The sequence below is a fragment of the Micromonospora fluostatini genome, assembly GCF_050410825.1.
Classification (GTDB): Bacteria; Actinomycetota; Actinomycetes; order Mycobacteriales; family Micromonosporaceae; genus Micromonospora; species Micromonospora rosaria.
The window spans coordinates 4621374-4645082 of sequence record NZ_CP191251.1 but is presented as its reverse complement, the minus strand read 5'-3'; the positions used below and the strand labels follow the sequence as shown (position 1 = coordinate 4645082).

The 23709-nt window shown below is 72.3% G+C and carries 24 protein-coding genes; 11 read left to right on the top strand and 13 right to left on the bottom strand.

Translation table 11 applies throughout. From position 1 onward, the window contains the following. Position 1: 1 nt before the first annotated feature. Complete coding sequence (locus ACQUFX_RS20290) at positions 2 to 1441, bottom strand: GuaB1 family IMP dehydrogenase-related protein (RefSeq protein ID WP_428961932.1); 1440 nt, start codon at positions 1439 to 1441, stop codon at positions 2 to 4. Positions 1442 to 1576: 135 nt separating this feature from the next. Continuing rightward, the gene (locus ACQUFX_RS20285) at positions 1577 to 2173 is read right to left on the bottom strand and encodes a LysE/ArgO family amino acid transporter (protein WP_428967010.1); all 597 of its coding nucleotides are present in this window, start codon (positions 2171 to 2173) and stop codon (positions 1577 to 1579) included. Positions 2174 to 2257: 84 nt separating this feature from the next. On the opposite strand from ACQUFX_RS20285, the gene ACQUFX_RS20280 reads away from it, so the two are divergent. Next, on the top strand, positions 2258 to 3175 hold the full coding sequence (locus ACQUFX_RS20280) for a LysR family transcriptional regulator ArgP (protein ID WP_428961931.1): 918 nt from the start codon (positions 2258 to 2260) through the stop codon (positions 3173 to 3175). A 72-nt stretch (positions 3176 to 3247) separates the two neighbouring features. On the opposite strand, the gene ACQUFX_RS20275 is transcribed toward ACQUFX_RS20280, so the two are convergent. Continuing rightward, positions 3248 to 4999 carry an acetyl/propionyl/methylcrotonyl-CoA carboxylase subunit alpha gene (locus tag ACQUFX_RS20275; RefSeq protein WP_428961930.1) on the bottom strand — a complete coding sequence of 584 codons (1752 nt, stop codon included), beginning with the start codon at positions 4997 to 4999 and terminating at the stop codon, positions 3248 to 3250. Positions 5000 to 5307: 308 nt separating this feature from the next. On the opposite strand from ACQUFX_RS20275, the gene ACQUFX_RS20270 reads away from it, so the two are divergent. Together ACQUFX_RS20270 and ACQUFX_RS20265 are read left to right on the top strand one after the other, a co-directional pair. Next, on the top strand, positions 5308 to 6270 hold the full coding sequence (locus ACQUFX_RS20270) for an ATP-binding cassette domain-containing protein (RefSeq protein ID WP_428961929.1): 963 nt from the start codon (positions 5308 to 5310) through the stop codon (positions 6268 to 6270). An 18-nt stretch (positions 6271 to 6288) separates the two neighbouring features. Continuing rightward, positions 6289 to 7044, top strand: coding sequence for an ABC transporter permease (locus ACQUFX_RS20265; RefSeq protein ID WP_428961928.1), 756 nt, complete (start codon positions 6289 to 6291; stop codon positions 7042 to 7044). A 123-nt stretch (positions 7045 to 7167) separates the two neighbouring features. On the opposite strand, the gene ACQUFX_RS20260 is transcribed toward ACQUFX_RS20265, so the two are convergent. The 5 genes from ACQUFX_RS20260 to ACQUFX_RS20240 all read right to left on the bottom strand — a co-directional run bounded on the left by ACQUFX_RS20260 (position 7168) and on the right by ACQUFX_RS20240 (position 11825). Beyond that, the gene (locus ACQUFX_RS20260; protein WP_428961927.1) at positions 7168 to 7821 is read right to left on the bottom strand and encodes an O-methyltransferase; all 654 of its coding nucleotides are present in this window, start codon (positions 7819 to 7821) and stop codon (positions 7168 to 7170) included. A 9-nt stretch (positions 7822 to 7830) separates the two neighbouring features. Then, positions 7831 to 8487 carry a Maf family protein gene (locus tag ACQUFX_RS20255; protein WP_428961926.1) on the bottom strand — a complete coding sequence of 219 codons (657 nt, stop codon included), beginning with the start codon at positions 8485 to 8487 and terminating at the stop codon, positions 7831 to 7833. A gap of 10 nt (positions 8488 to 8497) precedes the next feature. Then, a complete protein-coding gene (locus ACQUFX_RS20250) occupies positions 8498 to 9667 on the bottom strand; it encodes a S8 family serine peptidase (protein ID WP_428961925.1) in 1170 nt (389 codons plus the stop codon). A 1399-nt stretch (positions 9668 to 11066) separates the two neighbouring features. Then, a complete protein-coding gene (locus ACQUFX_RS20245; protein ID WP_428961924.1) occupies positions 11067 to 11525 on the bottom strand; it encodes a hypothetical protein in 459 nt (152 codons plus the stop codon). Positions 11526 to 11612: 87 nt separating this feature from the next. After that, positions 11613 to 11825, bottom strand: a complete 213-nt coding sequence (locus ACQUFX_RS20240) for an acyl-CoA carboxylase subunit epsilon (protein WP_428961923.1) — start codon at positions 11823 to 11825, stop codon at positions 11613 to 11615. Between the two features lie 91 nt (positions 11826 to 11916). On the opposite strand from ACQUFX_RS20240, the gene ACQUFX_RS20235 reads away from it, so the two are divergent. Then, complete coding sequence (locus tag ACQUFX_RS20235) at positions 11917 to 14007, top strand: serine/threonine-protein kinase (protein ID WP_428961922.1); 2091 nt, start codon at positions 11917 to 11919, stop codon at positions 14005 to 14007. 119 nt (positions 14008 to 14126) lie between these two features. Then, positions 14127 to 14339, top strand: a complete 213-nt coding sequence (locus ACQUFX_RS20230; RefSeq protein ID WP_428961921.1) for a hypothetical protein — start codon at positions 14127 to 14129, stop codon at positions 14337 to 14339. A 224-nt stretch (positions 14340 to 14563) separates the two neighbouring features. Here ACQUFX_RS20230 and ACQUFX_RS20225 read toward each other — a convergent pair whose 3' ends face one another. Then, positions 14564 to 14764, bottom strand: a complete 201-nt coding sequence (locus tag ACQUFX_RS20225; RefSeq protein ID WP_428961920.1) for a hypothetical protein — start codon at positions 14762 to 14764, stop codon at positions 14564 to 14566. Positions 14765 to 15000: 236 nt separating this feature from the next. Here ACQUFX_RS20225 and ACQUFX_RS20220 point away from each other — a divergent pair, with 236 nt between their 5' ends. Then, positions 15001 to 15225 (top strand): winged helix-turn-helix domain-containing protein, encoded by a 225-nt coding sequence (locus tag ACQUFX_RS20220; RefSeq protein WP_428961919.1) that lies wholly within the window; start codon positions 15001 to 15003, stop codon positions 15223 to 15225. A gap of 105 nt (positions 15226 to 15330) precedes the next feature. Here ACQUFX_RS20220 and ACQUFX_RS20215 read toward each other — a convergent pair whose 3' ends face one another. Further along, positions 15331 to 16083 (bottom strand): GH25 family lysozyme, encoded by a 753-nt coding sequence (locus ACQUFX_RS20215; RefSeq protein WP_428961918.1) that lies wholly within the window; start codon positions 16081 to 16083, stop codon positions 15331 to 15333. 214 nt (positions 16084 to 16297) lie between these two features. On the opposite strand from ACQUFX_RS20215, the gene ACQUFX_RS20210 reads away from it, so the two are divergent. From ACQUFX_RS20210 to ACQUFX_RS20200, 3 genes are all read left to right on the top strand, one after another. Then, positions 16298 to 17041: a M50 family metallopeptidase gene (locus ACQUFX_RS20210; RefSeq protein WP_428961917.1), complete on the top strand. Its 744-nt coding sequence runs from the start codon at positions 16298 to 16300 to the stop codon at positions 17039 to 17041. Between the two features lie 100 nt (positions 17042 to 17141). Next, positions 17142 to 17642, top strand: a complete 501-nt coding sequence (locus tag ACQUFX_RS20205) for a SigE family RNA polymerase sigma factor (RefSeq protein WP_428961916.1) — start codon at positions 17142 to 17144, stop codon at positions 17640 to 17642. Next, positions 17635 to 18543, top strand: coding sequence for a hypothetical protein (locus ACQUFX_RS20200; RefSeq protein WP_428961915.1), 909 nt, complete (start codon positions 17635 to 17637; stop codon positions 18541 to 18543). Before ACQUFX_RS20205 ends, ACQUFX_RS20200 begins: the two co-directional genes overlap by 8 nt. A 66-nt stretch (positions 18544 to 18609) precedes the next feature. Here the strand turns inward: ACQUFX_RS20200 and ACQUFX_RS20195 are convergent, their stop codons facing one another. Then, positions 18610 to 20193, bottom strand: coding sequence for an acyl-CoA carboxylase subunit beta (locus ACQUFX_RS20195; protein WP_428961914.1), 1584 nt, complete (start codon positions 20191 to 20193; stop codon positions 18610 to 18612). Positions 20194 to 20386: 193 nt separating this feature from the next. On the opposite strand from ACQUFX_RS20195, the gene ACQUFX_RS20190 reads away from it, so the two are divergent. After that, the gene (locus ACQUFX_RS20190; protein ID WP_428961913.1) at positions 20387 to 21262 is read left to right on the top strand and encodes a biotin--[acetyl-CoA-carboxylase] ligase; all 876 of its coding nucleotides are present in this window, start codon (positions 20387 to 20389) and stop codon (positions 21260 to 21262) included. Between the two features lie 93 nt (positions 21263 to 21355). After that, complete coding sequence (locus ACQUFX_RS20185) at positions 21356 to 21982, top strand: PH domain-containing protein (protein ID WP_428961912.1); 627 nt, start codon at positions 21356 to 21358, stop codon at positions 21980 to 21982. A 76-nt stretch (positions 21983 to 22058) separates the two neighbouring features. On the opposite strand, the gene ACQUFX_RS20180 is transcribed toward ACQUFX_RS20185, so the two are convergent. Together ACQUFX_RS20180 and ACQUFX_RS20175 are read right to left on the bottom strand one after the other, a co-directional pair. Beyond that, positions 22059 to 22814, bottom strand: a complete 756-nt coding sequence (locus tag ACQUFX_RS20180; RefSeq protein WP_428961911.1) for a GtrA family protein — start codon at positions 22812 to 22814, stop codon at positions 22059 to 22061. Positions 22815 to 22878: 64 nt separating this feature from the next. Continuing rightward, positions 22879 to 23415: a GtrA family protein gene (locus tag ACQUFX_RS20175; protein ID WP_428967009.1), complete on the bottom strand. Its 537-nt coding sequence runs from the start codon at positions 23413 to 23415 to the stop codon at positions 22879 to 22881. Between the last annotated feature and the right edge of the window lie 294 nt (positions 23416 to 23709).

Sequence of the window (23709 nt, the reverse complement as noted above, 5' to 3'; positions counted from 1 at the left end):
GTCACCAACTGGTGGGTAGCGGCATCCCCTCGGTGTAGCCGGCCGTGCTCTGCACCCCGACCACCACCCGCTGGTGGAACTCGGTGAGGTTGCGTGCGCCCGCGTAGGTGAACGCGCTTCGTACCCCGGCGATGATCTCGTCGATCAGGTCCTCGACGCCGGGTCGGTGCGGGTCGAGGTACATCCGGGCCGAGGAGATGCCCTCCTCGAAGACCGCCTTGCGGGCCCGGTCGAACGGGCTGTCGTCGGCGGTCCGGGCGCTCACCGCCCGCGCCGAGGCCATCCCGAAGCTCTCCTTGTACCGCCGGCCGTCCTCGTCGTTGTAGAGGTCGCCGGGGGACTCGTACGTCCCGGCGAACCAGGAGCCGATCATCACGTTGGACGCCCCGGCGGCCAGCGCCAGCGCCACGTCCCGGGGGTGCCGGACGCCACCGTCGGCCCAGACGTGCCGGCCCAGCTCCCGGGCCGCCGCCGCGCAGTCGAGTACGGCGGAGAACTGGGGTCGCCCCACCCCGGTCATCATCCGGGTGGTGCACATCGCGCCCGGCCCGACGCCCACCTTCACGATGTCCGCGCCCGCCTCGACCAGGTCGCGTACCCCCTCGGCGGTGACCACGTTGCCGGCCGCCACCGGGACGCCCGGGGCGACCGCGCGGACCGCCCGCAGCGCGGCGAGCATCCGCTGCTGGTGACCGTGCGCGGTGTCCACCACCAGCGTGTCCACCCCGGCCTCCAGCAGCGCCCGCGCCTTGCCGGTGACGTCGCCGTTGATTCCCACCGCCGCCGCGATCCGCAGCCGGTTGCGGTCGTCCACCGCCGGCCGGTACAGGGTGGCGCGCAGCGCCCCCTGTCGGGTCAGCACCCCGACCAGCCGGCCGTCGCCGTCCACCACCGGCGCGAGCCGGCGGCGGGCGGCGGAGAGCCGGTCGAAACCGGTCCGGGGGTCCGCGTCCGCCGGGACGGTGTGCAGCTCGGTGGACATCACATGGCGTACCTGGGCGAAGCGGTCCACGCCCTCGGTGTCCGCCTCGGTGACCACGCCGAGCGGCCGGCCGTCGTCGTCCACCACGACCACCGCCCCGTGGGCGCGCTTGGGCAGCAGGTGGATGGCGTCGCCGACGGTGTCGGTCGGGCCCAGGGTGATCGCGGTGTCGTGGACCAGGTGCCGCTGCTTGACCCAGGCGACGACGGTCGCCACCACGTCGATCGGGATGTCCTGCGGAATCACCGCGATCGCGCCGCGCCGGGCCACCGTCTCGGCCATCCGCCGCCCGGCCACCGCCGTCATGTTCGCCACCACGAGGGGGATCGTGGTGCCCGTGCCGTCGTTCGTGGCCAGGTCCACGTCGAGGCGGGAGCCCAGGTCGGAGCGGGCCGGCGCCATGAAGACGTCGTTGTAGGTCAGGTCGTGCGCGGGGACCGTGCCATGAAGAAACCTCACCCGGCCATCATTCCCGCCCGCCGGGCCTCGCGCCCCCTGGTGTACCGGGAACCACTGGTTGCGGTGGTCACCCCGCCGACGTGGTCACCCCGCCGTCGTGGTCACGCCGCCGTCGTGGTCACCCCGCCGTCGTGGTCAGCCGAGCAGCAGGGCGACGGCGACCACGGTCATCACCAGGGCGATCACGCCGTCGAGCACCCGCCAGGCAGCGGTCCGGGCCAGCAGCGGGGCCAGCCGGTGCGCGCCCGCGCCGAGCGCGGTGAACCACACCACGCTCGCGGTCATCGCTCCGGCCCCGAAGAACCACCGGTCCGGGTGCTGCTGGGCGATCCCGCCGAGCAGCAGCACGGTGTCCAGGTAGACGTGCGGGTTCAGGTACGTGAAGGCGAGGCAGGCCAGCAGGGTCGCCCGGAGCGTGGCCGGCGGGCGGTCGGCGGGGTCGAGCGCGTCGGGGCGTACCGCCCGGCGGACCGCCAGCGCCGCGTAGCAGAGCAGGAACGCCGCGCCGCCGTACCGGATGGCGGTGAGCAGGCCGGGCTGGGCGGTGACCGCCGTCCCGACGCCGGCGATGCCGGCACCGATCAGCAGGGCGTCGGAGGCCGCGCAGGTCAGCACGACCGGTAGTACGTGTTCGCGGCGCAGGCCCTGGCGCAGGACGAAGGCGTTCTGCGCGCCGATGGCCACGATCAGCGCGAGGGAGACGGTGAACCCGGCGACCGCCGAGGTGAACATGTCGGGTGTCGGCACACGCCGACGCTACGAGCGGTGCCCGACACCAGTCCAACTGAACTTCCTTACCCCGCATAAGCTGAGCTGATGGAAGGGCTGGACGCGACGCACCTGCGGACTTTCGCCGCCGTGGTGGGGGAGGGCAGCTTCGAGGGCGCCGCCCGGCTGCTGCACGTCACCCAGTCGGCGGTCAGCCAGCGGATCCGCGCCCTGGAGGCCACCGTCGGGCAGGTCCTGGTCCGCCGGAGCCGGCCCTGCCGGGCCACCCCGGCCGGCGAGCCGCTGCTGCGCCTCGCCGGGCAACTGGTGCTGTTGGAACGGGAGGCGCTGGCCGAGGCGCGCGGGCCACTGTCGGGTACGCCCGGGTCCCGCTCCGGCGTGGGTACCGGAACCCGGGTGGCCGTGGTGGCCAACGCCGACTCCCTGGCCACCTGGTTCGTCCCGGCGCTGGCCCGGCTCCCGGCGGACCTGGCGGTCCGCTTCGACGTGCGGCAGGACGACCAGGACCACACCGCCGACCTGCTCCGCGACGGCACCGTGATGGCCGGGGTGACCGCCCAGCGGACGCCGGTGCAGGGCTGCCGGGTCCGCCGGCTGGGTGCCCTGCGGTACCGCGCCCTGGCCGCGCCCGCCCCGGCCGGCCGGTGGTTTCCCGACGGGGTCACCGAGGAGGCGCTCGCGGCGGCGCCGGTGATCGTCTTCGACCGCCGGGACCGGGTGCAGCACCGGTTCATCCGGGCGGTGGCCGGCCGGGACCTCGACCCGCCGGTGCACTACGTCCCGTCGGTGCCCGCGTTCAGCGAGGCGATCCGGCTGGGCCTGGGCTGGGGCCTGGTACCGGAGCAGCTCGCCCGCGCCGACGTGGCCGCCGGCCGGTGCGTGGACCTCGCCCCCGACCGGTTCGTCGACGTGCCGCTGTACTGGCAGCACTGGCGGCTCGACTCGCCCATCCTGGCCGCCCTCACCGAGGCGGTCCGCGCCGCCGCCGCCGACGCACTCCGCTGACCCGCCCGGCTGGCATGGTGAGAAGGGTTCCCTTCTCTACCGGAGGCGTTAAGAAGGGGCCCTTCCTTACACCTAGGCGATCGTGCAGATGGTCGCGCCGGCGGTGAGCACCGCGCCCACCTCGGCGGCCAGGCCGTTGACCGTGCCGGCCTTGTGCGCGTACAGCGGCTGCTCCATCTTCATCGCCTCCAACACCACCACCAGGTCGCCCTCGGTGACGATGTCCCCGTCGGCCACCGCGATCTTCACGATGGTGCCCTGCATCGGGGAGGTCAGGGTGTCGCCGCTGGCCCCGCTGCCCGCCTTGGCGGCACCGCCCCGGCGGGCCGGCTTCTTCGCGGCGGGCGCGGCGGCGGCCGTACCCGAGCCGAAGCCGGCGGGCAGGCTGACCTCCAGCCGCTTGCCGCCCACCTCCACCACGACGGTCTCCCGCTCGGCGGGGGTGTCGGCGGGGCCGGCGGCGGCGGTGAAGGGCTCGACGGTGTTGTCGAACTCGGTCTCGATCCACCGGGTGTGCACGGTGAACGGCGCGGCGGTGAACGCCGCGTCCCGGACCACCAGGCGGTGGAAGGGCAGCGCGGTGGCCATCCCCTCGACCACCATCTCGTCCAGCGCCCGGCGGGCCCGCTCCAGCGCCTCGGTCCGGGTCTCCCCGGTGATGATCACCTTGGCCAGCAGCGAGTCGAAGTTGCCGCCGATGACGTCCCCGGCGGAGATGCCGGTGTCGACCCGGACGCCGGGGCCGGTGGGCAGCCGCAGCGCGGTGACCGTGCCCGGGGCGGGCAGGAAGTTGCGGCCCGGGTCCTCGCCGTTGATGCGGAACTCGATGGAGTGCCCGCGCGGCGTCGGGTCCTCGGTGAACCGCAGCTTCTCCCCGTCGGCGATCCGGAACTGCTCGCGGACCAGGTCGATGCCGGCGGTCTCCTCGGTGACCGGGTGCTCCACCTGGAGCCGGGTGTTCACCTCGAGGAAGGAGATCGTCCCGTCCGCGCCGACCAGGTACTCCACCGTTCCCGCGCCGTGGTACCCGGCCTCCCGGCAGATAGCCTTCGCGCTGTCGTGGATCTGGGCCCGCTGGGCGTCGGTGAGGAACGGCGCCGGAGCCTCCTCGACCAGCTTCTGGTGCCGGCGCTGCAACGAGCAGTCCCGGGTGCCGACGACGATCACGTTGCCGTGCTGGTCGGCGAGGACCTGCGCCTCGACGTGGCGGGGCCGGTCCAGGTACCGCTCGACGAAGCACTCGCCCCGGCCGAACGCGGCCACCGCCTCCCGGGTGGCCGACTCGAACAGGTCCGGGATCTCGGTCATGGTCCGGGCCACCTTCAGCCCGCGCCCACCGCCACCGAAGGCGGCCTTGATGGCGACCGGCAGGCCGTGCTCGGCGGCGAACGCCATCACCTCCTCCGGGCCGGCGACCGGGTCCGGGGTGCCCGGGACGAGGGGAGCGCCGGCCCGCTGGGCGATGTGCCGGGCGGTGACCTTGTCGCCGAGGTCGCGGATCGCCTGCGGGGTGGGGCCGATCCAGGTCAGCCCGGCGTCCAGCACCGCCTCGGCGAAGTCGGCGTTCTCGGCGAGGAAGCCGTACCCGGGGTGCACGGCGTCGGCACCGGCCCGCGCCGCCACGTCCAACAGCTTGTCGATCCGCAGGTACGTCTCGGTCGCGCTGTCCCCGCCGAGGGCGTACGCCTCGTCGGCGAGGGTGGCGTGCAGGGCGTCCCGGTCGGAGTCGGCGTAGACGGCGACGCTGCCCAGGCCGGCGTCACGGCAGGCCCGGACGACGCGTACGGCGATCTCGCCACGGTTGGCGATGAGTACCTTTCGCACGTTGGCTCCTCCCCTGTCGTTGCCCGGGAGTGTATCGGCCGGCACCGCCGGCCTAACGATCGCTCAGTGTGGCCTGCCGCACGTCGCGAACCGGCCCGCCGGGTCGGGGTGGAGGCGAAATAATCGGCTTTGACCAGGAGATACGTGTGGGGTGCGGGTCGGCGGTGCGGTGTCGGGGCCGGGCGGTCCGGGCGCGTACGGAGGCTGTCTCCGCAGTCGGCCTCCGCAGTCGCTGCCGCTGCCGCTGCCGCTGCGGTCGTCGTCGCCCCGCCCCGAGACCTCCCCGCCGCCCGGGACGAGGAGCCAGGATGATCGAGACGCACGGGTTGCGCAAGGCGTTCCGGTCCCGCGCGGGCCGGCGGACCACGACCGTCGACGCGGTACGCGGCGTGGACCTGGCGGTCGCCGAGGGGGAGATCTTCGGCTTCCTCGGCCCCAACGGCGCCGGCAAGACCACCACCCTGCGGATGCTCGCCACCCTGATCGAGCCCGACGGCGGCGAGGCGGTCCTCGCCGGCGCCGACCTGCGCCGGGCCCCGGGGGAGGTGCGCCGCCGGATCGGGTACGTCGCGCAGGGCGGCAGCACCTGGGACGAGTCCACCGCCCGCGAGGAACTGGTGCTCCAGGCCCGGATGTACGGCATCGGCAAGGCCGACGCGCAGGCCCGGACCACCCGGGCCCTCGACTCCTTCCAGCTCACCGAGTACGCCGACCGCAAGTGCCGGACCTACTCGGGCGGACAGCGACGGCGGGTGGAGATCGCGCTCGGCATCATCCACGAGCCGAGGATCGTCTTCCTCGACGAGCCCACCACCGGGCTCGACCCGCAGAGCCGCGCGTACATGTGGGACGAGATCCGGCGGCTGCGCGCCGAGGGGATGACCGTCCTCATCACCACGCACTACCTGGAGGAGGCCGACGCGCTCTGCGACCGGATCGCGATCATCGACCACGGGGAGGTGGTCGTGGAGGGTACCCCCGCCGACCTGAAACGGGAGGTCTCCGGCGACGTCGTCCTCGTCGGGCTGGACACCGCCGCCGCCGTCGAGTCGGCCACCCGGGTGCTCACCGACGAGCCGTACGTCCGCACGCTGGAGGCCGGCGAGGGCACCAGCCTGCGGCTCTCCGTCGACGAGGGGGCCACCGCCATCCCCCGGATCCTGCGTCGGGTCGACGCCGCCGGGCTGGACCTGCGCTCCATCGGGCTGCACCGGCCCAGCCTCGACGACGTCTTCCTCACCAAGACCGGCCGCTCGCTGCGCGAGTCCTGACCGCACCCGGGAGTGACGATGAAACTCGCCCGCGACACCTGGCTGATCTTCCAACGGCAGATCCTGCTGCTGCTGCGCAACCCCGTCTGGGTCTTCGTCGGGGTCTTCCAGCCGGTGATGTACCTGCTGCTCTTCGCCCCGCTGCTCAAGGCGGCGCTGAACGCGCCCAGCCAGGCCGCCGCGTACAAGATCTTCGTACCCGGTCTGCTGGTGCTGCTGGCCATCTTCGGCGGACTCTTCCAGGGCTTCGGCCTCATCGCCGAACTGCGCGCCGGGGTCATCGAACGGTCCCGGGTCACCCCGATCAGCCGGTTCGCCCTGCTGCTCGGCCGCTCCCTGCGTGACGTGGTGTCGCTGATCGTCCAGGCGGTCATCATCACCCTGCTCGCGCTCGCCTTCGACCTGCGCGTCTTCCTCGGCGACCTGCTGCTGGCGTACCTGCTGCTGGCCCTGATCGCGCTGATGACCTCGGCCGTCTCCTACGGCGTCGCGCTCAAGGTGAAGAGCGAGGACGCCCTCGCCCCGCTGATGAACACCATCGCCCAGCCCCTGCTGCTGCTCTCCGGCATCCTGCTGCCGCTGGCCCTGGCCCCCGGCTGGTTGCAGGCGGTGGCCCGGTGGAACCCGTTCTCCTGGGCGGTGGACGGCACCCGGGCCCTCTTCGCCGGCAACCTCGGCGACGACAAGGTCTGGCAGGGGCTCGGCATCACCGCCGTGCTCGCCGTCGCCGCCGTGGTCTGGGCCGCCCGCCAGTTCGCCCGCAGCGTCCGCTGAAGGTGTAAGGAGGGGCCCCTTGTTAACGCATTCGGTAGAGCAGGGGCCCCTTCTTAACACCACGCTGGGCAGCGCAGCCCGCCGAGCGGCAGGGGGCGGGGGACGGCGCCGGCAGGGGAGGGGTCAGCGGACGCGGGCCAGGGTCAGGCCGTCCGCCACCGGCAGCATCACCGCGTCCACCCGTACGTCGGCGAGCACGTCGTCGTTGAACGCGGCGATGGCCCGGTCCGCCTCGTCCTGCGGGGCGATGACCCGGCCACCCCGCAGGACGTTGTCCACCGCGATCAGGCCCCCCGGCCGCATCCGGGGCACCAGCTCCGCCCAGTAGATCGGGTAGCCGGTCTTGTCCGCGTCCACGAAGGCCAGGTCCAGGTACCGCTCCTGGGGCAGCTCCCGCAGCGTGTCGCCGGCCGGGCCGATGCGCAGCTCGATCCGGTCGTCCACGCCGGCCCGCGTCCAGTACCGGCGGGCGATGCCGGTGTACTCCTCGGAGATGTCGAAGCAGGTCAACCGCCCGCCCTCGGCCAGGCCCCGGGCGATCGCCAGGGAGGACAGCCCGGTGAAGGTGCCCACCTCCACCGCCTGCCGCGCGCCGACCAGCCGGGTGAGGAAGGTCAGCAGCGCGGCCTGCTCCGGCGCGACCTGCATCCGCGCCTGCCCCGGCAACACCGCCTGGGTCTCCTCGGCCAGGTCCCGCATGATCTCGTCCGGCGGCGACCCGTGCGCCACGAGGTAGGTGTGCAGGTCGTCGGTGAGCGGCAGCGACTTGGTGGTCATGACTGGACGTTAGACCAGCGGCTGCACCGATTGGCCCCCCGGCGCGACCTTCGTCCACAAATCCACGATCCGCAGGTCCAGGTCGGCGAGGAGGCGGCGCAGCAGGGGCAGCGAGAGCCCCACGACCGTGCTCGGATCGCCCTCGATCCGCTCGACGAACGGGCCACCGATCCCGTCGATGGTGAACGCCCCGGCCACCGCCAACGGCTCACCCGTCGCGACGTACGCGGCGATCTCGTCGTCACCGATCGACGCGAAGTGCACCACCGTCGAGGCCACCGCCGCAGCCTGCCGCCCGTCGGTGACGTCGACCAGGCAGTGCCCGCTGTGCAGCACCCCGCTGCGCCCCCGCATCCGTTCCCACCGGCGGACAGCGTCCGCCGCGTCGTCCGGCTTGCCGAGAACATCCCCGTCAAAGGCCAGCACCGAGTCGCACCCGAGCACCAGCGTGCGCTCACCGTCGCCCGGCCGCAGTCGCCCGAGCACCGCCTCCGCCTTGCGCCGGGCCAACTCCAGGCAGAGGTCCTCCGCCCGTTCGTGCGTCACCTGGGACTCGTCGACCCCACTGACCAGCACGTCGGGTTCGACCCCGGCGGCCTGGAGGAGCTTACGGCGGGCAGGGCTCGCCGAGGCGAGCACGAGACGGATCGGCGTCGTGTTCGGCACGCCGCCGAACCTACCTGCTGATCCGGGGCGGCGGGTCGTCGCCACGACGGCGACGACGATTCATGTACATCCACACCCCGCCCGCCGCGACCAGCACCCCGAGCGTGGCCAGCCCGCGCGCCGTCGACCCACCGTCGCCGTCCGGCCCCGCCGCCTCCGACCCGCCCGGCCCGACCGCCGTCGGGGTCGGCCCCGCACCGGCCGTCGGCTGCGCCGTCGACGGCACCGACCCCAGCGGGGGTACGTCCGCAGTCAGCGCCGCCACCAGGTCGATCACCCCGTGGCCGTACTGGTCGTCCCGACCCGGCGGCCCCTTGTCCACGGCGGTCGCAGTCAACCGGTGTACGACCTCGCTCGCCGGCAGCGACGGATACTTCGCCCGGATCAACGCCACCGCCCCCGCCACGATCGCCGTGGCGCTCGACGTCCCGGTTCCCTTCGAGTACTTACCGTCGTAACTGGTGCTGTAGATGTCCACGGCTGGCGCGACCACATCGATCTCCGGCCCGGTAACCGAAACCGCCGCATGATTACCCACTCGATCGACTCCCCCCACCGCGAGAACCTGGGTTTCCCGGGCAGGGTAGGCGACATGGCTTTCGCGGGGCCGATTTCCTGCACCCGCCACTACGACGATGTTGGATGCTAGCGCCGTGCTGATGGCCTGATTTAGCCTAGGGCTCGATCCGCCTCCGCTTGAAACGCTAATCACGTCGACGCCTTGTGAGACGGCATACTCTATCCCCTGGGCAAGGGCGTCAGGGGTGCCATCTGCGTTTGGTGGAGAGCTGAATATCGGGAGAATTCTTGCTTTGGGTGCAACTCCGAGCGCTCCGCGTGAACTGCCTATTCCATGCGCTGCAATCAAGCCCGCCATCGATGTGCCATGACTGTCCCGATCTTTTCTTCCATCTCCCATTCCACCTGAAATCGTGTCAGTTCCGGAAAGTAGGTTCTGTCGCAAATCGGGATGGGTGTCCACGCCGGTATCTGGAACTGCTACAACAATTCCTTCGCCTTGGCTCAACTTGTGAGCCTTGTCGATACGCAGGAACTCTAGATGCCACTGCTTGGTGCGGATAATTCCCGACCCCTCAGTGATGGGGGTGGCATTGCTAGCTGCTGCATACAGGGTAGTTGTCAGTGCTAGTACTAGCGCTGGATGTAGGCCAAATCTCATCGTCACCGATTTAGACCGATGGTCGGACCGGGGTCGATTGGGCCTTCGTCGTCAGGCGGACGAACGACAGGGGCTACCCCTCGGTCGACCTCCCACGGGTTGTCTGGGTCCCAGCGTTGCGACTGAGTGTCATTCTGCTCATATCGCCCTAGTCGACCAGGTGCACCACCGATTGGGGGCATCCCATGTGTCGAGCCGATTTGTGAACTGCGGCCGAGTCCGGGGCGGGAACCAGCACCACCTGTCGGCGCGGTTCCTGCTCCACCACCACCGATTACGCCTCCGACCGGGTTAACCCGTCGCGGTGGTACGGCGCCGGCAGTCGGTTGCCCAAGCCCCATGCCAGGAACTCCGCCGATTAGCCCGCCAGGCGGCATTGGTCGTGGAGGGCTTGGTTGTGCCGCGTGGGGCGTGCCGTTGGTGTTCCTGTTGATTGGCTGCCCGACAGAACCCGGAAGGGAATTGCTGTTGCGAAATGGGGCCGTGGTGGGCGGTAGACCTATCGTTGGGCCGGGCGCGGCCGGGGGTGGAGGTGTCCCGATGCTGGGTGCCGAAGTCTGTGGCGGTAGCACTCCGCTGCCGGCTCCGCCAAGCACGGGCCCGCCCCCTGCGGGCGGCGTTGGCGCGCTAGGGGTCGGGCTGCCCAGAACCGGGCCGGTCGAAGGTGCAGCGGGTGTCGCCACTGGCTGCGCCGTTTGGGACGGAACCTTCGCTAGCCCAGTTCCTGTCAGAGGCGCAATAGGGACAGGGGCGATCGGTGGAATTGTCGGTGGTTGGATTCCCGCACCTGCAAATATGTCGGGATCCCCGTCTTGAATAGCAGGCCTTGGCGGAGGTGGGGGCTTTTGGAGCATTACTTGGGCGTGTTGGAGTTCGCCGCTGAGGCCGTACATGATGGTGCGTGCCTGTGCGTCGAGCCGGGTCAGGTCGGCGTCGGTGACCGGCGGGCGCTCGGGTAGGCGGCTTCCGGCCACCGCCTTGGAATCCGCGACGATCTCCTCGTACGCCTGCTTCTGTCGGCTCTTGGTGACGTACTCGTCGTAGACCTTTCGCAGCTCGCCACGGCTGCTGGCGATGGCGTGGGTGGCGGCGGAGAGCGCGGTGTAGTTGGCGGCTGCCGCGTCGTGTGTCCGCTGTACCCGCTCGATGAGTTGGTCCAGTTCGCCGAGGTACACGCGGGCGGCGGAGTTGGTCTCCGGCGGCCATGCCTCGGCCAGGCCGCGTCGGTACTCCTGGAGCCGGGAAAGGTGCGTCTTGGCCAGGTCGCAGACCTTGCCCCAGCCGGCCACCTGACGCCACTGGTTGGTGGTGTCCTGGTCCTGGAGGCAGGCCCACATGCTGGGCACGTTCATCAGGTGCCAGTCGGTGAGGCCGGAGGTCCGGCCGCTGCCGCGTTCGATCATGGCAGCACCACCGGCCCCGCGTTGTCGGGCCCGGTCGGATCGACCAGCCGGGGCGGGACGACCGGCAACCTGGCGGCCTGCGTGCCGGCGAGCGCCTGCTCCACATCGGTCACCCGGGCGGCGGAGAAGGCGTCGGAGTCCTGGTACGCCCCGGCGACCCGGCCGGCGGCCTGGGCGAGCCGGCCGGTGTGCCCGCCGACGGCGTAGACCATGTCGGTGGTCGCCTGCTGGGTCTCGTGGTGCGCCTGGAGAAAGTGGACCAACTCGATGAAGGCGTCACACGGGTTGGGCAGCTTCGCCTGCATGTCGTCGGCGATGTACGACAGGTGCGGCGCGTAGTGCCGCTGCACCTCGGCTTCGAGCTTCGCCGCGAAATCCCGGAGCTGACGGATGTCGGCCTCGATGCCACCGTAGCCGCGCAACCAGGATGCTGGGCGGTCCTCCTCGGGGATCATCGACCCCTCCCTACCTGTCACGGCACCGTCTCCCTGAGTGAGGTTAGCCGGTGGGATGGGGCCCTGGCAGCCCCGTACCGTCGTGGGTCAGCGGGGCAGGCCGGAGGCGCGCCAGGCACCCGGCCCGGCGACGGTGCCCGGGTGCGGGGCCCGGCCGCTGCGTGCCCACGCGGACGGGGCCGGCCGGTCGGGAGCGGCTGCCGGGTGCGACCGGGCCGCGAGCACGCCCACGAGGGCGGCCGTCTCCTCGGCGCTGGGTGTGCCCCGGACGACCCGGAACAGCGGTTCTTCGGCAGCCATGGCCCCAGGGTACGCGCCGACGCACGTCCTTTCCCGCACAGTGGCGTGCCGGCGGTGTGAGCGTCACAGCCGCCGGGTACCGTCTCTGGCGATGTCTGACGCGCAGCCCCAACTCGTCGCCAACCGATACCGGCTGATATCGCCGCTCGGCCAGGGTGGCATGGGTCGGGTGTGGAAGGCGCGCGACGAGGTGCTGCACCGGGACGTGGCGATCAAGGAGTTGGTGCCGCCGCCCGGCCTGACCAACGACGAGCGGCGCGAGATGCGGGAACGCTCGTTGCGCGAGGCGCGGGCCATCGCCCGGCTCAACAACGTGAACGTGGTCCGGATCTTCGACGTGCTGCGCACCGACGGCGACCCGTGGATCGTCATGGAGTACGTCGCCTCGAAGTCGTTGCAGGACACCATCGCCGAGGACGGTCCGGTGACACCGGCCCGTGCGGTGGAGATCGGGCTGGGCGTGCTCGGGGCGTTGAAGGCGGCGCACCGGGCCGGCGTGATGCACCGGGACGTCAAGCCCGGCAACGTGCTGCTCGGCAACGACGGTCGGGTGGTGCTGACCGACTTCGGGCTGGCCACCATCCCGGGCGACCCGAACGTGACCCGCACCGGCATGGTGCTCGGCTCGCCGGCGTACATCTCGCCGGAGCGGGCCCGCGACGGCACGACCGGGCCGGAGGCCGACCTCTGGTCGCTGGGCGCGACGCTCTACGCCGCCGTCGAGGGCAAGTCGCCGTACGCCCGGCCGTCGGCCATCGCCACCCTCGCGGCCCTGGCCACCGAGCCGATGCCGCCGCCGAAGAACGCCGGCCCGCTCAAGGCGGTCCTGACCGGCCTGCTCCGCAAGGATCCGGCGGAGCGGATCGACGCCGAGGTCGCCGAGCGACTGCTGCGCCGGGCCGGCGGGAAGCGTACCCGCACGATTCCCCTGCTCGACGGCGTGCGCCGGCCGGGGCCGAACGGGCCGCGCGAGCCGCGCCCGCTGGTGGTCCCGGCACCGCGTCCGGCGGAGCCGCAGACCGGTGGCCAGCCGACCCCGCCCGCGCCCCGGTCGGCATCTGCCGCAGCCGCAGCCGCCGCCGCTGCGGCTGCCGACGCCACCGCGAAGGTGCCGACGCCGAAGGTGCCGTCGCCGGGTGAGCCGGCCGACGCGGACGCCACGACGAAGGTCCCGTCCGGCGACGACGCCACCCGCACGATCTCGTCCGCCGACGCGACCACGAAGGTGCCGCCACCGGCGGAGGCTGCCGCCGAGCCGGCCGCCCCGGGGGGTTCCGACGCGGCGCCCACGACCAAGGTGGACGGGCCGAAGCCCGCCCCGGCGACGTCCGCAGCCGGGTCGGCAGGGACCGGCCGGGGCGACGACGCGGCCCAGCCCCCGCCGGCCAACCCGACCGCGGTGCTGCCTGCGGCGGCGGCCGCGTCGACCGGGCGGGCCACGGTGCCCGCCGGCACGACGACCAGCTCCAGCCCGCAACGGCGGAACCTGCTGATCGGGGCCGTGGTGCTGCTCCTGCTGGTCGGCCTCGCGGTGGTGGTGCCGCTGTTGACCTCCCAGGACGGCGGAGACTCCGAGCGGGAGCCGGGCGGGCAGGCCGGGGCCACCAGCGCCGCGACCAGCGGCCCGGCGTCCGAGCCGGCCGCCCCCGCACCGACCAGCGCGGCCCCGAGCCCGACCCCGTCGCCCAGCCCGTCCGCGCCGAGCCCGTCGCCGAGCGGGTCGGAGCAGCCGGGCCTGCCGGAAGGCTGGAGGTTGCACGAGGACCGGGCCGGCTTCTCCGTGCCGCTGCCGCAGGGCTGGCGGCGGAGCACTCCGGGGAGGGACACCGTCGTCTTCACCGAGCCCGACGGCGTCGGTGAGCTGCTCATCCAGTGGACCAACAACCCGCAGCCGGACGCGGAGGCGGACTGGCGGGCGCAGGAGCCGAACCGGGCGGGTCTCGTCCGGAACTACCAGTTCATCAGCATCCGCTCGTGTGACGGGTTCTGGAAGACGTGCGCGGACTGGGAGTGGCGGGAGACCCGCGACGACACCCGCATCCGGGTCCGCAACCGGGGTTTCGTGACGGCGAGCGACCGGGGCTACGCAATCCGCTGGGAGGTCGCCGACCGGGAGTGGTCGGCGAGACTGCCCGACTTCGACCGGATCGCCGAAGGGTTCGTGCCGGACCGGCAGGACTGACCTCGGCCCCGGCCGACCGGCGGCATCGACCCGGGATTCCCACGCAGGGCGGGTCGATTCGCATGGAGGGGCCACCAACTGGGTATCTCACCTTCGACGATGAAGGGGAGGTGCTACCGATGAGGTACCGACACCGAGCCGGTAAGCCGTGTGTGGCGTTGTGGGGCCTGATGGCGGTGTTGCTGATCGCCGCCGGACTGCCGACGATGGTGGCGCTTCTCGGCGCCGTGACCGTGACCGTCCTCGTGCTCGCCGGTTGGTTGCTGGTGCGCCGTGGGGGCCTCGCCCGACATCCGTCGACCGCTGCGGCCGTACCCCGCCGCCGCGCCTGACCCGTTCGCCCGCGCCAGCTCCGTCGGCCTGCCGGGCAGCCGAGAGTACGCGGACAGGGTGACCCGCATCTGGTGCACCCGTGCCCCGGCGGGCAGCTATACCTGTGCCCTGGCGGCGGGCAGCCGGCCGGGTGCCGGAGGTGGCCGCAGTAGCCGCGATCGGCCGTCCTGCCGCGACCGGCCAGCCCGAGGTGGGGCAGCCGGATGTCGCCCTGGTGCTCGGCTTAAGCCCGCCAGCGGCTGTTGCGGCGCAGCAGCGCGGCCACGTCGACGCGGTCGTTGCCGAGCAGGATGGCCCGTGCGTCCAGGTAGCGCGGGCAGGGCCAGCGGAGCCGGCAGACGGGGCAGAGTTTGATCCGGAGCAACCGCCACAGTGGCGGCGGTTGGTGCCGGTCGGCGAGCAGCAGTGCGCGGTCCCGTTCCAATCGGACACCTCCGCCAGGCGCGTGGGGACGCGCGGCGGCCCGCCGGGTACGGGGGAGACGCGGGCCGCCGCGCGGGGGGAACCGACTCCGCCAGGCTGCGGACCAGGGAAATCGGCCATGTACAACCTTATGCATATGCCTCGTCACAAGGCAAGCTTTGTGCCTCCTGATGCATCCTGAAGCTTGTGGCTCCCCGTCACGCGTGATCAAATGGCCGCGCGGACCAGGGAGTGCAGATGCCTACCTCAAAAACCCAGAAGATCATCGATGAATTGACCGAGAAGATCGAATCCGGTGAGCTGCGGCCGGGCGACCGACTGCCGAGCACGGCGGAGTTGCGCGCCCAGTACGGTGTCTCGATCACGGTGGTGCGCGGCGCCATCAACTGGCTCAAGGCCAAGGGCATGGTCGAAGGCATGTCCGGCGTAGGGGTGTTCGTGGCGGAGACACCGGAGCGGTAGCGCCCCGCGGACGACGGATGGGCCGACGACGCGTACCCGATATGACGCGGCACGGCCGGGCGGGCCGTGGGGACGGCGCGCGCCCGGCCGGGGCCTGCGGGGTTGCTACGTGTTGTTGGCGAGGGCGATCAGCCGGTTGCGGTCGCCGTTCCAGTGGTTGCGGTCGACGCCGCCGCTGATCCCGGAGACGCTGCCCGAGTCGGTGTACTGCCAGAAGCTCCAGAACGGGGCCCCGGCCGGCAGCGCGCCCGGGGTGCTGGACCAGCGGGCCAGCCAGAGCGGGTGGTTGGCCCACGGGCCGCTCCAGCTACCGGTGCACTGGTTCCACCAGCTCGTGGTGGTGTAGATGACCGCGTACCGGCCGGTGCGGGAGCGGTAGGTGTTGAGGAAGTCCTGGATCCAGTTGCGCATCCCGGTGGTGCTCAGGCCGTAGCAGTAGCCCCCGGCGTACGGGTTGGCCTCGATGTCGAGGGCCGCCGGCAGGGTCCGGCTGTCCGCCGACCAGGCGCCACCGTTGCTGGCCAGGTAGTTGGCCTGGACCGCGCCGGAGGAGATGTTGGGCCGGGCGAAGTGGTACGCCCCCCGGATCACCCCGGCGTTGTAGGCGTTGACGTAGTTGGCGTTGAAGTTGGGGTCCTTGTAGCTCGTCCCCTCGGTGGCCTTGATGAAGGCGAACTGGACGCCCGAGTTGCGGACGCTGGTCCAGTTGATGCCCCCCTGCCAGTGGGAGACGTCGATGCCGGGGGTGGTGGCCGCTGCCGCCGGGCCGCTGGTGGCGACGAGCGTGACGGCGGTGGTGGCGAGCGCGGCGAGGCCGGCGGCGAGCAGTCGTCGCAGCGTTGATCTGGTACGGAGCATGGTTCCTCCCCAGGAGCGCCTGTGATAGACGTCAATCTTTGGAGATAACTTTGCTCCGGTGCAAGACCAGAAAAGGAAAATTTCATCGACAGATGTGTATCGCCACCGTCTTCTGGGCTGGGGATCAGCGCAGCGTGGCCGGATCGACACGCCAGCGGAACGCTCCGTGACGCGCGACTGAGCGACACAGGGCCGGCCGGTAGGCTCGCGGGCCATGCCCCTGATCGACGGCCTCACCTCCCTCTGGGACCGGCTGCTCAGCGCCCAGCCCGATCCGCCGCCACTGCTCGTGCTGCTCACCGCCGCCGGGGCGCTGGCGGTGGTCGCCACCCAGGTGCCGTGGCGGATCGCCCGTAACGTCGTCACCATCGCCCACGAGGGCGGGCACGCCCTGGCCGCCCTGCTCACCGGCCGGAAGCTGCACGGCATCCGACTGCACTCGGACACCTCGGGGCTGACCCTCTCCGCCGGCCGACCGAGCGGGCCGGGCATGATCCTCACCCTGGTCGCCGGGTACGTGGCACCGTCCCTGGTCGGGCTCGCCGGTGCCGGGCTGCTCGGCGGGAACCGGATCACCCTGCTGCTCTGGGTGGCCGTGGCGCTCCTGCTGGCCATGCTGCTGCTGGTACGCAACGTGTTCGGCGTACTGTCCCTCCTGGTCACCGGCGGGGTGGTGCTCGCCGTCTCCTGGTACGCCTCGCCGCAGGTGCAGGCCGCGTTCGCCTGGACCGGGGTGTGGTTCCTGCTGCTCGGCGGGGTACGACCGGTCTTCGAGTTGCAGCGGATGCGCTCCCGGGGGCGGATGCCGGAGTCCGACGCCGACCAGTTGGCCCGGCTGACCCCGTTCCCGCCGCTGTTCTGGGTGGGGCTCTTCGTGCTGGTCAACGTGCTGGCGTTGGTCGTCGGGGCGGCGTTGCTGGCGGGCCCCTTCGTCACCGCCTCCGGGCTGCTCGGCTGACGCGCTGCCGGCACGACCGTGCCGGATTCGTGCGGCGGGGCGGCAACCGGCACCCCGGTACCGTGCGTGTCACCTGCGACCGGACACGGGGAGGTGGCGGGTGCCGGACGTCGAGGAGTTCGACGAGTTCTACCGGGGCAGCAGGCAACGGCTGCTCGGCTTCGTCTACGCGCTCACGGGGAACCTCTCCGAGGCCCAGGACGCGGTCCAGGAGGCGTACATCCGGGCGTGGCAGCGCTGGCCCACGGTGGGCGGGTACGACGACCCGGAGGCCTGGACCCGGGTGGTGGCCTCGCGGATCGCGGTGAGCCGCTGGCGCAGCCTGCGCAGCCGGGCCCGCGCGTACCTGCGGCACGGCCCCACCGACCCGGTTCCCCCGCCCAGTACCGACACGGTGGCGGTGGTCACCGCGTTGCGCCAGTTGCCCGAGGAGCAGCGCGTCGCCCTGGCCCTGTACTACCTGCTCGGCATGCCGGTCGCCGAGGTGGCCCGGGAGACCGCCGCGCCGGTCGGCACGGTCAAGGCCCGGCTGCACCGGGGCCGGTCGGCGCTGGCCGACCTGCTCGCAGTGTCCGACCTGGAGGAGGTCGCTGATGCGTGACGACCTGTCGTTCGCCGAACGCCTGCGGGAGGACCTGCGCGCCGTCCCCTGGCCCGAGCCGGCCGAGATCCGTGCCCGCGCGGGACGTCGCCGGCAGCGGCGTACCGCGCTGGGAGCGGCGGTCGTGCTGCTCGTCGTCGTCTCGGGGGTGGTGACCGCCGGGCGTCTGTCCTGGGGGTCCCACGGCGGGCTTCTGCCCGGCCTGCCCGGCCTGGTCGGACAGCCGGCCCCGCGGGCCGAGATCCCCGTGGCGGCGCTGCTCGACCCGGCCGACCTGCCGGTCTCCAGCAACCTGCGGCTCGGGGACAGCGGGCTGGCCAAGCCGGTCTCCCTCGACGCCGACCTGGAGCTCTGCGACAGCCGGCGGACCCCCGGGCTGCCGGTGTCCCGCTACTCCCGGTCGCAGACCCTGATCCAGCGCACCCCGGCCAGCGGGCCCGGCGCGACCGGGGCGGCGCTCGTCAGCCAGGACGTGTACCGGCTGGCCCCGGAGGCGGCCGAGGGCTTCTTCGCCGGCCTGGACGACCTCGTCGCCACCTGTTCGGGCGCCCGGAGCGAGGACACCGGATGGACGGTCACGGGGCAGCGGGTCTCGGTCACCGTGACCCACGCCTGGACGGTCTCCGTGCGCGACTTCGCCGGTGACGAGGCGGTCCTGTTGCAACACACCCGGACCGCGCCGACCGGCGTCGAGTCGGACCTCGACCCCGGGTTGGCGTACCCGGTGGAGAACACGCTCGTCGTCCGGGTCGGTGATCTGATCAGCGTGATCGTCCCGGCGACCGGGCTGGAGGCCGCCCCGTCGCTCACCCTGACGTCGGAGCACCGCAACCGGCTGCTCGACCTGGCTCGGGCGGCGGCCGAGCGGATGTGCGTGGCGGCCAACCCCGCCTGTCGCTGAGCGCCCGGGTGTAAGGAGGGGCCCCTTATTAACAGACGCCTGTTAATAAGGGGCCCCTCCTTACACCTAGAGCGGGATGTTGCCGTGCTTCTTGGGGGGCAGGGTCTCGCGCTTGGTTCGCAGGATCCGCAGCGCCCGGACGATCTGGGTACGGGTCTCGTGCGGTGGGATCACCGCGTCGACGTACCCCCGCTCGGCGGCCACGTACGGGTTGGCCAGGGTGTCCTCGTACTCGGCGATCTTCTCCGCCCGGACGGCGGCGGGATCCTCGGCGGCGGCCAGCTCCTGCCGGTACAGGATGTTCACCGCGCCCTGCGCGCCCATCACCGCGATCTGCGCGGTCGGCCAGGCGAAGTTCAGGTCCGCGCCGAGGTGCTTGGAGCCCATCACGTCGTACGCCCCGCCGTAGGCCTTGCGGGTGATCAGGGTGACCTTCGGGACGGTCGCCTCGGCGTAGGCGTAGATGAGCTTCGCGCCCCGGCGGATGATGCCGTCCCACTCCTGGCCGGTGCCGGGCAGGAAGCCGGGGACGTCCACGAAGGTGAGGATCGGGATGTTGAAGGCGTCGCAGGTGCGCACGAACCGGGCCGCCTTCTCCGAGGCGGCGATGTCCAGGGTGCCGGCGAGGTGCATCGGCTGGTTCGCCACCACCCCGACCGGGCGCCCCTCGACCCGGCCGAAGCCGACCACGATGTTCTGCGCGTAGAGCGGCTGTACCTCCAGGAACTCGCCGTCGTCGAGGACGTGCTCGACGACCCGCACGATGTCGTACGGCTGGTTGGCCGAGTCGGGGATGAGCGTGTCCAGCTCCCGGTCGGTGTCGGTGACCGTGAGGTCGGCGGGGGCGTCGACCACGGGCGGCTCGTCCAGGTTGTTCGACGGCAGGTACGCCAGCAGCGCCTTGACGTACTCGACCGCGTCGTCCTCGTCGCTGGCGAGGTAGTGCGCGTTGCCGCTGCGGGTGTTGTGGGTCCGCGCGCCGCCCAGTTCCTCCATCGCCACGTCCTCGCCGGTGACCGTCTTGATCACGTCGGGGCCGGTGATGAACATGTGCGAGGTCTGGTCGACCATCACGGTGAAGTCGGTGACCGCCGGGGAGTACACCGCGCCGCCCGCGCACGGCCCCATCACCAGGGAGATCTGCGGGATGACGCCGGAGGCGCGGACGTTGCGGAAGAAGATCTCCCCGTACAGGCCGAGGCTGACCACGCCCTCCTGGATCCGCGCGCCGCCGGAGTCGTTGATCCCGACGACCGGGCAGCCGATCTTCATGGCCAGGTCCATCACCTTGACGATCTTCTCGCCGAAGACCTCGCCGAGGGAGCCGCCGAAGACCGTGAAGTCCTGCGCGAAGACGCAGACCTGCCGGCCGTCGACGGTGCCGTACCCGGTGATCACCCCGTCGCCGTAGGGGCGGGTGCGGTCCAGCCCGAAGTTGGTGGACCGGTGCCGGGCCAACTCGTCCAGTTCGACGAAGGAGCCCTCGTCGAGCAGCAGCGCGATCCGCTCCCGGGCGGTTTTCTTGCCCCGCGCGTGCTGCTTGCCGACCGCTCGCGCGGAGCCGGCGTGCACCGCCTCGTCGACCCGTCGCTCCAGGTCAGCCAGCTTGCCGGCGGTGCTGTGAGGGTTGCTCCCGGTCTCCGTATTCACCAGGCGAGGATAACGACCGTTCAGCCACCCGCGAGCTGTGCAGTTCGCCTCAACCCGCCCCGGCCGCGCCTCAACCCGCCCCGGCCGCGCCTCAACCCGCCCCGGCCGCGCCTCAACCCGCCCCGGCCGCGCCTCAACCCGCCCCGGCCACGCCTCGGGGCGTCCGGTCGCGCCCGGCCCGTAGGCTGGCGGGATGCCGGGCTCCCCGTACACCGATCTGGACCGGCCGCCGCTGTCGGCGGCCCGGCTGCGCCGCGCGCTGGTCGCCCCGCACGGCCCGTGGCGGCACCTGGACCTGCGGACGGAGACCGGCTCCACCAACGCGGACGCCGCCGAGGCGGCCCGTGCCGGTGCGGCCGAGGGGCTGGTGGTGGTCGCCGAGCGGCAGACCGACGGCCGGGGCCGGCGCGGCCGGGTCTGGCAGTCGCCGGCCCGCGCCGGGATCGCGGCCAGCGTCCTGCTCCGGCCCGGTGAGGCCGTCGCCGAGCGTGACTGGCGTCCGGTCCCGGCGACCGGGTACGGCTGGCTGCCGCTGCTCGCCGGGGTGGCGCTGGTCGAGGCGGTGGGGCGGCTGGCCGAGCTGGACGCCGGGCTGAAGTGGCCGAACGACCTGCTGGTCGAGGGCGCTAAGTGCGCCGGGGTGCTGGCCGAGGCGGTACCGCCGGACCAGCCCGGCCCGCCACCCGCCGTGGTGCTCGGGATCGGACTCAACGTCACGCTGCGCGCCGACGAGTTGCCGACGAACCCGACCGGCCTGCCGGCGACCTCGCTGCAACTGGCCGGCGCGGCGGCCACCGACCGGGACCCGCTGCTGCGCGCCCTGCTGCGCGCCCTCGCCGACTGGTACGACCGTTGGCGGGCGGCCGGCGGGGACGCGGTGGCCAGCGGGCTGCGCGAGGCGTACCTCGACTCCTGCCTGACCGTGGGCCGTCCGGTCCGGGTGCTGCTCCCCGGCGGCGGCGAGGTGACCGGCGACGCCACCGGCGTGGACGCCGACGGCCACCTGGTGGTGGCGACCGCCGCCGGCCCACGGAACCTGGCCGCCGGGGACGTCCTGCACCTGCGCTGACTGCGCGGCCGTCGGGGACGCCCGCGCGGCTGACGCGGAGACGTGCGGTGGGCGGTTACCGTCAGCGCGTCCCGTTGCGCGAGGAGGTTGTCCGTGGCGTTTCCCGAAGACGTGCTCACCGAGGACGAGCACGTCGTACTGCACCTGCATCCGCACTGGCGTGCGCTGGTCCGCCCGGTCGGGGTGCTCGTGCTCGCCGTCGCCGTGGTGGTGGCGGGGGCGTTCCTGCTGCCCGACGGCGGTCGGATCGTCTGGTACGTCCTCACCGGGCTGGCCCTGCTGGCGGTGCTGCGCTTCGCGCTCTGGCCGTTCCTGGTCTGGCGGACCACGCACTACCTGTTCACCAACGAGCGGGTGCTGCTCCAGCACGGGGTGTTCTCCCGGGAGCGGCGGGACATCCCGCTGGGCCGGATCAACGACCACTCGATGAACCAGCGGGTCGTCGACCGGATCTTCGGCAGCGGCACGCTCACCATCGAGTCCGCCGGGGAGCGGGGCCAGTCCGTGCTGCCGCACGTGCCCGGCGTCGGGCAGGTGCAGACCACGCTGTACGAGCTGGTCGAGGCCGACCACGACCGGCGGTCGCTGGACGACGGCGAGCTGCGGGAGATCCTCACCGAGACCCTGGACGGCCGGCCGGTCGGCGAGCGGCCCGCCCGGGCGGATGGCAAGCGGGCCGGGCGGGCCCCCCGGGCGGACCAGAGCCCGTCCGCCGGCTAGCGCGGTGCGGGTACCGGGCCAGGGTCACCGCCCTGGCCCGGTCACCTGTCCTGGCCGGGTCACTGTCCTGACCCGGTCACTGACCGGGGCGGCGGGTGCCGGCGTGCAGTTCGGCGGCGAGTTCCGCCTCCAGCTCCCGGTCCAGTGCGGCGGGCAGGCCGGCCTCCAGCGACAGGGAGCGTCCCTGCGCCGGGGCGGTGGGTGACACGTACGCCGGGTCGGTGGCCGGGGCCCGGGGGCCGACGGTGGCCGGCGGCGACTGGCCGGCGGTGGCACCGGGCTCCGCCGCCTCCTCCAGCTCGCTGACCGACTCGGCCAGGTCCGCGACCGGGTCCAGCTCGGCCATGGTGTCCCACTCGTCGCGCGGGACCGGGGGCGGGCTCGCCTCGGCGACCGCCGGGGCGGGTTGGAAGACGAAGGTCCGGTACGACCAGAACCGGAACAGGGTGGCCAACAGGACACCGACCGTCTTGGCCACGTTCAGCGCCAGCAGGCCGGTCACGCCCATGCCGTACTTGGCCAGGGCGAGCACGCCCAGCTCGATGAGCAGGCCGGTGGCGTTGAACAGGAAGAACAGGGCGTATTCCCGGCGCATCGCCGATTTCGGGCGATCCCGGTACGTCCAGTGCCGATTCATCAGATACGACGTGATCGTCGCCACCACGGTGGCGACCACCGTCGCCTTGAGTTGCCCGTCGACGAAGATGGTCAGGGCCAGCGCATTGAACACCGCGTAGTTGATGACGGTGTTGATGCCGCCGACGATGCCGAACGTGAGCGCCTCGCGGATGAACTTCTGCCAGCGCTCAGGCAGCAATCGGACAAGACGCATGCGAAACACCTTAGGCCAGTGGACGGTGCCGAGTCGGGTCGGCGGGGACGGGATGGGCGGCAGGTCACGCCCCGGACGCTGGGTCACGCTCCGCATCCGTGGCCTCTCGGGTTCCCGCCTCGACGAAGACGAACCGTCGGTACGACCAGAACCGGAACAGGGTGCCGAGCCCGGTGCCCACCACGTAGCTGGCGACGTTGTCAGCGAGGGTGGTCTGGAACACATCCGGCCAGACGCTGCCCAGCCCGTACCGGCTGATCGCCAGGCAGGCGACGGCGATGCCCAGGCCCACGCTGTTAAAGAGGAAGAACAGCGCGTACTCCCGGGCCGGGTTGGAACGCTGGCGGTGCCGCCACGTCCAGAACCGGTTGCCGAGGAAGGCGAAGGTGGCGGCGATCACGGTGGAGACCGTCTTTGCGGTGACCTGCTCGACGCCCTGCGCGGCGGTCAGGTAGTTGAAGAGCGCGAAGTCGACGACGAAGGCGATCCCGCCCACGGTGGCGAACTTGCTGAGCTCCCGGACGAGGTGCCCGAAGCGGTCGAGCAGCGATCCGATCAGCCCGGGGCGGGTCGGCGGGGCGCCTGACTGCCCGTCGGTCATCGTCGCGGCCACGGGGGCGAGCGTACCGGTTGGAAGCGAATCCCGCGGGTAACCACCGACCGGCCGGACCCGACGTCGCCGGGCGGGGCCGACCGGGTGCCCGCCCGGTCCCCGCCGGGTGGCCGGTGCCGGCGCGGATGAATGGAGCGTGGCCGGATGCGGAGGGGAGAGGTGGTTCTTCGCGACCCGATTGGGGATCGTGACGCCGTGGCTGCACTCGGTGAGCGGTGCCGGGTGTCGCCGGAAGATTTGCGTGAAACTGCGCGGGAAAGCGGGTATCAGATCGTGATGCCG

Bases quoted from the DNA above. Each gene is read 5' to 3' on its own strand.
- ACQUFX_RS20190 (WP_428961913.1), top strand. From the start codon at position 20,387: ATGCCGGGCTCCCCGTACACCGATCTGGACCGGCCGCCGCTGTCGGCG.
- ACQUFX_RS20180 (WP_428961911.1), bottom strand. From the start codon at position 22,814: ATGCGTCTTGTCCGATTGCTGCCTGAGCGCTGGCAGAAGTTCATCCGC.
- ACQUFX_RS20230 (WP_428961921.1), top strand. From the start codon at position 14,127: ATGAGGTACCGACACCGAGCCGGTAAGCCGTGTGTGGCGTTGTGGGGC.
- ACQUFX_RS20210 (WP_428961917.1), top strand. From the start codon at position 16,298: ATGCCCCTGATCGACGGCCTCACCTCCCTCTGGGACCGGCTGCTCAGC.
- ACQUFX_RS20265 (WP_428961928.1), top strand. From the start codon at position 6,289: ATGAAACTCGCCCGCGACACCTGGCTGATCTTCCAACGGCAGATCCTG.
- ACQUFX_RS20260 (WP_428961927.1), bottom strand. From the start codon at position 7,821: ATGACCACCAAGTCGCTGCCGCTCACCGACGACCTGCACACCTACCTC.
- ACQUFX_RS20220 (WP_428961919.1), top strand. From the start codon at position 15,001: ATGCCTACCTCAAAAACCCAGAAGATCATCGATGAATTGACCGAGAAG.
- ACQUFX_RS20280 (WP_428961931.1), top strand. From the start codon at position 2,258: ATGGAAGGGCTGGACGCGACGCACCTGCGGACTTTCGCCGCCGTGGTG.
- ACQUFX_RS20250 (WP_428961925.1), bottom strand. From the start codon at position 9,667: ATGAGATTTGGCCTACATCCAGCGCTAGTACTAGCACTGACAACTACC.
- ACQUFX_RS20200 (WP_428961915.1), top strand. From the start codon at position 17,635: ATGCGTGACGACCTGTCGTTCGCCGAACGCCTGCGGGAGGACCTGCGC.
- ACQUFX_RS20285 (WP_428967010.1), bottom strand. From the start codon at position 2,173: ATGTTCACCTCGGCGGTCGCCGGGTTCACCGTCTCCCTCGCGCTGATC.
- ACQUFX_RS20235 (WP_428961922.1), top strand. From the start codon at position 11,917: ATGTCTGACGCGCAGCCCCAACTCGTCGCCAACCGATACCGGCTGATA.
- ACQUFX_RS20215 (WP_428961918.1), bottom strand. From the start codon at position 16,083: ATGCTCCGTACCAGATCAACGCTGCGACGACTGCTCGCCGCCGGCCTC.
- ACQUFX_RS20270 (WP_428961929.1), top strand. From the start codon at position 5,308: ATGATCGAGACGCACGGGTTGCGCAAGGCGTTCCGGTCCCGCGCGGGC.
- ACQUFX_RS20245 (WP_428961924.1), bottom strand. From the start codon at position 11,525: ATGATCCCCGAGGAGGACCGCCCAGCATCCTGGTTGCGCGGCTACGGT.
- ACQUFX_RS20175 (WP_428967009.1), bottom strand. From the start codon at position 23,415: ATGACCGACGGGCAGTCAGGCGCCCCGCCGACCCGCCCCGGGCTGATC.
- ACQUFX_RS20240 (WP_428961923.1), bottom strand. From the start codon at position 11,825: ATGGCTGCCGAAGAACCGCTGTTCCGGGTCGTCCGGGGCACACCCAGC.